General features: G+C 52.2%; 6 protein-coding genes. 2 read left to right on the top strand and 4 right to left on the bottom strand.

Annotated elements, in window-relative coordinates; all coding sequences use genetic code 11:
* Window positions 1-218: 218 nt before the first annotated feature.
* Window positions 219-995, top strand: a complete 777-nt coding sequence (locus AC1S52_RS15025) for a hypothetical protein (protein WP_482029834.1) — start codon at window positions 219-221, stop codon at window positions 993-995.
* A 233-nt stretch (window positions 996-1,228) separates the two neighbouring features.
* Here the strand turns inward: AC1S52_RS15025 and AC1S52_RS15020 are convergent, their stop codons facing one another.
* A complete protein-coding gene (locus AC1S52_RS15020; protein WP_482029833.1) occupies window positions 1,229-1,813 on the bottom strand; it encodes a TetR/AcrR family transcriptional regulator in 585 nt (194 codons plus the stop codon).
* Window positions 1,814-1,873: 60 nt separating this feature from the next.
* On the opposite strand from AC1S52_RS15020, the gene AC1S52_RS15015 reads away from it, so the two are divergent.
* Entirely contained in the window at window positions 1,874-2,299 is a 426-nt protein-coding gene (locus AC1S52_RS15015) for a nuclear transport factor 2 family protein (protein ID WP_482029832.1), read from the top strand.
* Window positions 2,300-2,502: 203 nt separating this feature from the next.
* On the opposite strand, the gene AC1S52_RS15010 is transcribed toward AC1S52_RS15015, so the two are convergent.
* From AC1S52_RS15010 to AC1S52_RS15000, 3 genes are all read right to left on the bottom strand, one after another.
* Window positions 2,503-4,590, bottom strand: a complete 2,088-nt coding sequence (locus AC1S52_RS15010; RefSeq protein WP_482029831.1) for a hypothetical protein — start codon at window positions 4,588-4,590, stop codon at window positions 2,503-2,505.
* Between the two features lie 11 nt (window positions 4,591-4,601).
* Window positions 4,602-6,158, bottom strand: a complete 1,557-nt coding sequence (locus tag AC1S52_RS15005; protein ID WP_482029830.1) for a hypothetical protein — start codon at window positions 6,156-6,158, stop codon at window positions 4,602-4,604.
* A 191-nt stretch (window positions 6,159-6,349) separates the two neighbouring features.
* Window positions 6,350-9,124 (bottom strand): two-component regulator propeller domain-containing protein, encoded by a 2,775-nt coding sequence (locus tag AC1S52_RS15000; protein ID WP_482029829.1) that lies wholly within the window; start codon window positions 9,122-9,124, stop codon window positions 6,350-6,352.
* Window positions 9,125-9,191: the final 67 nt, after the last annotated feature.

Here is a 9,191-nt window from a genome sequence, read left to right as displayed (position 1 = left end):
ATAAGTTTCGCTATTACAATTAGAATTCAGTCGTCGTTGCTCCATCGTCCACTGGAGCTATGATTTCCTCCCAGAGGCACTTGTCCATTGAAGTGTCCACTGAAATATGAAGTTTTATATCTGGATTCAACACTTCTGGTAAGGATGTAAAGTTATTCAAGAAACTCAAAGCCAAATATCAAGCGACTCAACACAAAAATTCTGAGCCTTCCAGCAAATTGTTTCTGGTTCTTAAGAACATAGAATCTACAATAACTGAGGATGATATTCTGTGGTTGGTCAATGAAGAACTGCTTGAAACAGCAGAGATCGCTAAAGCATTCCACTTTAAGATTCTGAAAGTAAAATATCAGATTGTGGGGCAATTAGCAGCCGATCCATTTTATGAAATTATGCTCAAGCTTGAGCGAGAGGAACGACTCGATCTCAAGCAAGTAATTCAACTTATTGAGGAAGGTCGTCTCTCTCGACATGGAAAAATAGCAACTACCTATTACAGGTTAGAGGCGATCTTTTATGAAAAAGAATATCAACGAACTGGCAACAGGTGGAAGCTACCCAGTGCGAGTAGTAATTGGCGTAAGGCAGATGAACCTGAAAATGCACTAAAAGTTACGGAGAATGTGGACTGGCATAAAGTTCAAGAATCCGATTTGAAATCAGCCCTTTGGGTGACAAGAGGTGCAGCATTTCGAGATCTCTGCCGGCTAGATGAAGCAGAAAACTGTGCAGTCCAAGCGATGGAATGCCAGCCTGAGAGCTACCAGCCTTACACCTTAATGGGGGCAATTCACTATGATCGACGTGAATATTCAGAGGGTGATCAGTGGTTTGCGATGGCAGTAGAACGTGGAGCCACTGCTAATGATATTGATGATGAAATTAAAAGAATTGTCAGAATGACAAAAGACAAAAATCAGCGTAAAGAAGTTGCAGAATACCTTTTTCAAAAAGATCCAAATCGCTATGGTTGGGCAGATTCATATCTTAAGTAGGAGGAAATGTGGAAACATTAATTTCAGAAATTGTGTGGAAGCTACATTTTTTATCTAAGGTTTACCACACCAGATCTATCAGGTTATGCTGTTAGTCGAGCGGGAATTTATGAGGAGCACTCCTAATTGTGCGTTACCTGGTAGACACCAAGGTCCTGCTGCGATTGATGGATCACTCTCATTCTCTTCATCCGTCAATTAGAATTGCTATCCGAATGCTGCGGCTTGGCAGACTACTGGCTTTCAATGCCGTGACAGAGTTGTTGAGGTAATTGGTGGATGACGCGCTGAAACGGGGCAAAATCGTATAACCCGTGGGACAGAATCAATGCCCCCTGAATAGCGATCATGGCATCTTCTCCGCGTTGCTTTGCCAGGGTTTCATCCAATCCTGCGGTGATCAAAACCTGGGAGATCGCCTCAATCCACTGGGAAAATGCCCACCGAATTTGGGGATGAAAAAGGTCATCACTCGATTGTTCCATCACCAGCCCTGCCCACAGACAAGAATTCTGTCCGTGATTAAAGAAGAGGCTCGTTTCCTCACACATGACCCGGAAGGCATCTATAGGCTTGACCTTGCTATCCTTCGCCGGAGCGGCTGCACCAATCAAGATCGGCAGAATCCTCGTCTCTAACCACTGATTCACCTGTGTCAGTGCAGCCTCAGCCATCTCTGCCTTGCCACCAGGAAAGTGATGGTAGAGACTGGCTTTCCCCAAGCCAGTTGCCTGGGAAATTTTTGAGAGAGTTACCCCCTCATACCCAAACTGACGAAACAGTTTGAGCAGCGTAGGCACATGGGCTTGTCTAGACATGGGCAACAAGGTAAAATTCATTTATTGACATTATACCGAACGGACGGTACAGTCGAATACATGGAAACCAAACCTCCTCTGCCTCCCTTTACGCTGGAAACCGCCAAAGCCAAAGTGCAGGCGGCTGAAGATGCCTGGAATACCCGTGATCCGGAGCGAGTTGCCGTGGCATACACTGAAGATTCTGAGTGGCGCAATCGAGCCGAATTTTTTAGTGGGCGAACTGCGATTAAAGAGTTTCTCAAACGCAAGTGGGCAAAAGAACTCGATTATCGTTTGAAGAAAGAACTCTGGTGTTTTATGGATAACCGCATTGCCGTGCGCTTTGAGTATGAGTGGCACGATGATGCAGGCTTCTGGTATCGCGCCTATGGCAATGAAAATTGGGAATTTGCCGAAAACGGACTAATGATGCGGCGATTTGCCAGTATTAATGATCTACCCATTCAAGAGTCAGAACGCAAATTCCGCTGGGAGCGGACCTAAAGTGGTGTTTAGATGAGGCAACCGCAACGGCGTGTGGATGAGGGGATGAGGGGATGGGTGGATGAGGGGATGGGTGGATGGGTTGTGACTGAAGCTTACGCAAGGGGTAATGGCTGCAAGTTGTGTTCAGTGTGTTGGCAACGACTCCAATATTAGCGTTAAGGCTTTTTGGATAGGCTTGAAGCCAAATCTGGCTAATGGGATTACGCCATTAAATCGGTTCGCAGGGATAGGACATTATTGCCAACGCGAGTAACGGAGTCTTCTAAACCGGAGAGGCGGTTGACGGAGAGGCGGGCAAATTGTCCGACATTTGTTTCCAGCGTTCCAAGTCGCCCGGTCAGGGTGCCTAAATTACCGTTTATCCGAGTGAAGTTAGTTTCGAGAGAGCCGATACGACCCGTGACCGTACCGACGTTACGGTCGATGCGGATGACGTTGGTTTCCAGTCCACCGACGCGATCACCCAGCGTATTAATATTTCGGTTGGTATTGGTCAGGTTTGCTTCCAAGCTACCAACCTGGGTAGTCAATCTGCCAACATTGCTGTTTACGGTTGTGAAACCAGTTTCCAGAGAGCCTAAGCGATCGGTCATGGTGCTCACGTTTTTGCTGACGCTACTGACCGTTGTTTCCAGGGTTTCAATATGACCTGTGAAAGTCTCAACGCTTTTATCAATTCGAGTCTGATTTGTTTCCAGGGTTCCTACTCGTCCAGTGAAAGTTCCGATGCTGTTATCCAGGCGAGTTTGATTCGTTTCTAAAGAACCGATGCGACCTGTGAATGTCCCCATATTGCTATCCAGGCGAGTCTGATTCGTTTCTAGATTACCAATCCGTCCAGATAGGGTGCCCACATTATTATCGATGCGAGTCTGATTCGTTTCCAGGATTCCTACTCGTCCAGTGAAAATTCCAATGCTGTTATCAAAGCGAGTCTGATTCGTTTCTAGATTACCAATCCGTCCAGATAGAGTGCCAACATTATTATCCAGGCGAGTTTGATTGGTTTCTAAAGAGCCGATACGTCCGGATAGGGTGCCGACGTTGTTATTAACCGTTGAAATATTTGTTTCCAAAGAACCGACGCGACCTGTGAGGGTGCCGATATTGTTGCCAACCTGGGTGACGCTGGTTTCCAGTCCAGAGAAGCGATTGGTCAGGCTACCAACATTTTGGTCGATGCCTGTGAAGCTGGTTTCCAGGGTGCTGATTCGTCCAACTAAACCGCTGATATTACCAACATCAATTTGACCCAGTTTGGTGTTCACCTCCTGGCGCAAATCGAAGCGGGTCTGGGCAATGTTCGCGAGTCCACTGGTGCCCGTGGTGGCGATCGCACGGGATGCCACCTTCAACGCTGGACCAATGGTGAACTGAGTTTCGGCGGGTAAGTCGCTGATTCCTAAACGCAAAAAATCGCTGAGCGAATGTTCGACCACTTTCCGTCCAGCCAGTTGTCCCACTCGACCCACCTGACTCTCGACATAGTCGTGAACCTGGCTGTAGACCGTATCGAGCAGGCTGCCCGTAGTGCGGGTTTGGTCTTTGATTGTTTCAAAGTCATTGTCCAGGTTGTTTTCTGATTGCAGCATTTGCTGGTAAACCTGAAACCAGGGGCGCAACCAGTCCTTGATCTGCAACTGTAAGGCAGCAGTACCCTGAACGGTTGTCTGTAGTGCCCCATTCAGTTCTGTGTCCTCTGCATGGGCATAGGCAATTACCGTCGTGGGATAGTTGAACCACCGTTCCAGGTTGTCTGCCGAATTGATGGCATCGGTCAGGCTGGTGCCAAAGTTCTGGAAGTAAATGTCGATCGCCTGCTGTAAAGCCGTGTTGATTTGCCAGCGATACTGCCGCACGATTTCCTCTAGTGCCGGAACCAGTTGTTGAGGAGAACCGACATTGGGATCGAGCGATCGCAACTGAACTTCCAGGGCATCCTGCTGTTCTGGCAGCAAATCTTCCTGGGCGGGCGGCAGCAGAGTGGCACTAGCATTGCCCTCGCCATCGGTACGAACGGTAACACTCCTCCCCTGCTGGACTGTAAAACTGCCGAAGCTTCGCAGGTTGCCCCAGGTCGCCACCAGCGTCACCGACACACCAACTCGGGGTGAACCTGTCAGATCCGCCACCGTTACCTTGAGTGGAATCGATTGTCCCATCAAGGGTTGGGTTGCCTGGGTATGGAGACTGACCCGATGCTGGTTGTCCAGGGTTGCTTGGAGGGCGGCAACGGTGGCACGCAGAGTCTGGACTTCTTCTAGAAGTTGGGTTTCGGTGGTAATCATGATGCCTTCCGTTATTGGCGACCAATGAGGTTTAGATTCTTGAGCAGGTTGTTATTGACCAGCGCGTCGTTGACGGTGCCTTTGACGGTGTCGGTCGTGACCAGTTTGCCAGGTTCGATGCCCTGGAATCTTTGAACCTGAGCTTTAACGGTGTCAATTTCCTGCCGGAAGCCGCCCGTCTGGGTTTGGAGAGTAGAGAAACTGCCATTAAGCTGATTAACGTTGGTCTGCAACCCAGAAAACTGGGTGTTAAAAGCATTGAACTGCTGTTGAGTCTGCCCCAATTGCTGTTGCAGTCCGGCAATGTCGCTGGTGACACCTGCCACGTTGGTATCTGCGCGGATCGCAGCATCGCTAAAGACGTTGAAGGCGATCGCTTCTTCCACGTTCCCAATGGTTGCCAGTTGGCTGCTCTCGATCGTTTGCTGGATGTTGACGGCACTCTGGAGGGATTCTGTCAAAACATTGAGGAAGGGTTGGCTGCCTGTGACCTGGCTCAACGCCTGGTTAATGCCCTGGTAACGCTGGAGTTTGCCCAGCAACCCCAGGTTGCGCACCTGGTCATCTACTTCTTTCCGTAGCAGGGTGGCAGATTGCTTATAGTCCAGGGTAAATTTGGGCTGAAGTTGACCCACCAGCGTCCCTGCCAGATTGCCAATGGTGAGCCGGTCGAAGTAGTCCAGCACGATCCAGGGGCTGATCCAGTCGCGGAAGTTGACCTGGATTGAGCAAACGCCACTGCTCTGGTCTGCTGTGATCGGGTCGCTATCACTTTTAGCAAATGCCATAACGGTGGAACGGTAGTCCCGCCAACGGGTGCGAATCTGGTCTCCTAGTCCGGGGGCAAGTTTGCCTGTGACCAGGGCAGGATTCTTCAGATAATAGGTATCCACATAGCTACGAACACTGAGGGCATCGCGGCGATCGTATTCTTTGCTCAACACCTGAAATGCCCCTTTGACATCGGCTTCCATTGGCGTGCTTGCCTGCAAAAAGATCTCGGAAATACTGCGGTTGTTGACCTGAAGCCGGGTGGTCAGGGCAGCCGCCACTTCATTTTCGTCGTTATCGGTAAATCCTTCGGTGTGTTCTGCCCGCAGCAGCACCCGCGCAATTCCCTGGGCGTTGGTTTGCACAGAGATGGTGCGATCGCCCGCGCCCCCCAGACTCGAAAACCCGCTGGCTGGTTTCAACTGTCCCCAGGCGGTGACAAAGTCAATCCAGGGACGTTCTGCCGGAATATTGCCGTTCAAATCGGTGACGCGAGCTGTGATTTCTGCCAGTTCACCAATAGCGAAGTGGGTTTGTTTAGTCTGGAGGGTGACGTGGTAGTAGCGAGTCAGGATGGGCTGCACCGCTGTGCGGAAGCTGTTGAACTCGGTTGTCAGTCCGGTGAGTTGGGTTGTGATTTGGGAAAGCTCCTGGCGGAGGTCCGTTCCCAGGTCGGTGATTTGTTGTCCCAGCCTGGATTCGACTGCTTCGACGGCAGCCACAAGTTGGTTCCAGTCCTGGGATTTAATCAGTTGTCCGGCGGCTTTATTGCCTAGTTGATCCACAAGTTGTCCCATGATTTTTTCCTCTTAGGGTTGCCCTTTTGTACTATTTTGGATTTTAGATTTTGGATGTAGAAGCCTTGCTTAGGCGTAGTTTTAGTTTTCTATCTGCTGCACTACCCGTTTACAGCGATTTTCATTTGGTTAAGCCATACGATTCCCTACTCCCCACTCCCTATTCCCCGTCTTTGCTGTGGTCTACGTATCTAAAAACCGCTGTCAGTTGGGGTTACAAGCGTGTCTTCAACTGCCAGGGCGGTAAAAATCCCAGCGGGACGTACCTGCTGAATTCCCTGCCAGACTCGCTCCAGAATGATGGGTTCAGTGAAATCGCTGCCAGGGGATTGCTTCAGCCGTACCAAAATGGTACAAACCTGCCGGGGTGCCCAACTCATCCAGACTCTAGCCGCCGGATTGAAGGCAAAGACCGCTTCATCAAAATTGCTGGCGGGGGGAGGCGTTGCGATGTCGTAGCGTCCGGGGGGTGGGGCGGTCCGATCTGGGGGCGGAACCAGCCTCCCTTCTATCGTCCACAGGGGGCGTTCTGGCGGCAGGGTGAGAGACTCTGGCTCCAGTGATAGATAGCGCCAGGTGGAGGTGCCGACGGGCAAGCGGGGAATGGCGGCAATACCTCCGTCGAGAATGCGCTGCTCATTGGGTTTATAGCGCAGTCGTAGCTGGGTGGTTGCGATCGCCGTCTCGCTGGTAAAGGTTGCGCCATCCCAGATGCCCAGGTCTGCGATGACCTGATCGGTCCAGTAGACGTTATAGACAGCGGCTTCTGCCTGGGTTTGAGGAGAGATGGCAACCGTAACCCAGTCATTGCTGCGGTCATCAAACCGTCGCCACTGGGCGGAGGATCGCTGAAACTGCCATGCTCCCCTCGGTTCAGGTGCATCTGTCTGGAGGGTTGCTGCCTGCCCCAGGCGCACCCAGTGGGCAGTCGGTTCTGTCTGAAATTGCCACAGGTCTTTGCCGTCGTAACGCAGCAAGCCGCGATCGGTGGCAAACCAGAGAATGCCGCGATCGTCTTCTTGAATGGCAAACACTTGACCCGTTGTCAGATCTGGAAATGCCTCCAGGACGGTTTCATAGGTCAAGCTATTCACCGGACGGGCGATGTAACGGGCAATTCCCTGATCGGTTCCCAGCCAGAGGGATGTATCCGAGCCACGGTAAATCTGGCGCACGGGGGGCAAAAAGACCTGATCGGGAGGGGGCAGGCTGCTTTCCAACCGCTTCCAGTCAGGGATCTGTTCCGATCTCGCCTCCCCAGAGTACCAGTACCAGTGATCGCGTCCTGGCTGATGCTGAAATAGACCCCCTTCGCCTCCAAAGTAGAGGGTGCCAGTTTTGTCCTGATGGATGGTGTAAATGGGCGTGCCCTGGAGCGCCGAGGTCTGGATGCTGGCACTGGTGATGTCTGCCCCGATCTCCAGTTTGATGGCACCTGTGTTAGTTCCCACCCACCATTGGTCATCGGTGGTGCGGTGGATGGCAAACACCGTGGAGCCGTTGAGCGCCGAAATTGGACTGGCAACGAAGGAACCATCTTCAGGATAGAGCGGCATTGCCTCAAGTCCAGTTTCTGTGCCGATTAGCAAGACCTGTTCTACTTCGGCAAGACAGTGCAGTTCGGGTAAGTCGCTCAGGGTTTCAGTCCAGGTCTGCCCATCGTAACGCCAGAGGGTGCCCGTTTCCTCAGTGTTGTTGATCATCCAGAGGGTGCGATCGCTCGTTTGGTGGCAAGCGACTGCCCGGGCACTGGGAGATTCTGCCACGGGGAACCAGGGACCAGGCGCGGTTGGATCGGTCAGATTTAGATCCGATTGCTGAAGTCCGCTATCCGTCACGATCCAGGAAGCATGGGCGGGTTGCAGGCGCAGGGTCTGACCAGGGGCGATCGTGCCCTCGTAGGCGATTCCCAGGCGGGCAACCGCATCCCCTTCCTTGTATAACTCGATGATGGGATTCTGGGTGGCATCGATCAGGTCGGGTTGGGGTTCAACGCCTTGAATATAAAGGGTTGGCGAGATGGCAGTTATGCCTTCGTTTGCGATCGTCCAGCGCATCAGAGGACCCACCAGATCGGTCGGTGTTCCGGGCATTTGAATCGGTTGTATCTGCTGCACCAGAGGCGCAAATTCCTCCAGCCAGAAGGGAGGGTCTTGTTGCCCAACGGGAGCAGACAAGTTGGCTGGCAACCGGGTAGCTACCACCCGCCTCAGAGCATCCAAAGTGCCCAGTCCATTGCGGTATAGATCGATGGTGCGACGAATTCGCTGGCGATAGACCTCAATCGTTTCCCGCAGGGGGCGCGGCTCCTGCCAGGGGGGCAGGGGTAACAGCGTTGCCAGGTATGCCAGATCATGGATGTTGGTGCTGTCGGGCAGACTTTCGGCAATCTGATTGGGATAGGCTTCGTCCAGCAAGCGGCGGTTGAGCCGGGTGGCACCCGTGCCCACACTTTGTTCAGCCTGCCTGCGGGTTTCCTCGCTCAGCGGCACACTCGTAAAGCGCTCTGGTGTGTACAGGCTACGTCCCTGAAGCCGTCGGTTCAACTCACCCACTAATGCCGTTTTGAGTGCCTCAGGCACTGGACTAGATGGACTAAATGCCGTCAATTGTTGCAGTGTTTCGGGTGAGAACTGATCACGCAAAAATTGGGACAGCGGATCAGCGGCATTCTGCAACTGAGTGACCAGTCCGGCAGCATCGATCAAATCGCTACGAGCCAGAAGATAACTGGGACCGGGAAACGGCAGCCCACGTAGGTGACGGCTCCGCATGACATAGGGGCTATACAACGCCCGGTCGGCATAGTCCAACCAATGAGATTGCAGGACATCACTGGCTTCCAGGTTCATTTGCTCCAAGGCGATCGCCACCGCCTGCAAGTAGTGACTAAGTAAGCCAGTATCCCCCTCTTCAGGACGGTAGAGGGAAGGGAGGCGATCGCGAAGTTGATTGAGGGGAGACATGGGAGGGGAGGGGGGGAGGAGTTGAGAGTTGAGAGTTGAGAATTGGGGGAGGTAAGGGGTGGAGAGT

Source organism: Kovacikia sp. CALU 1929, assembly GCF_056784235.1.
This window is presented reverse-complemented; position numbering and strand designations above follow the sequence as displayed.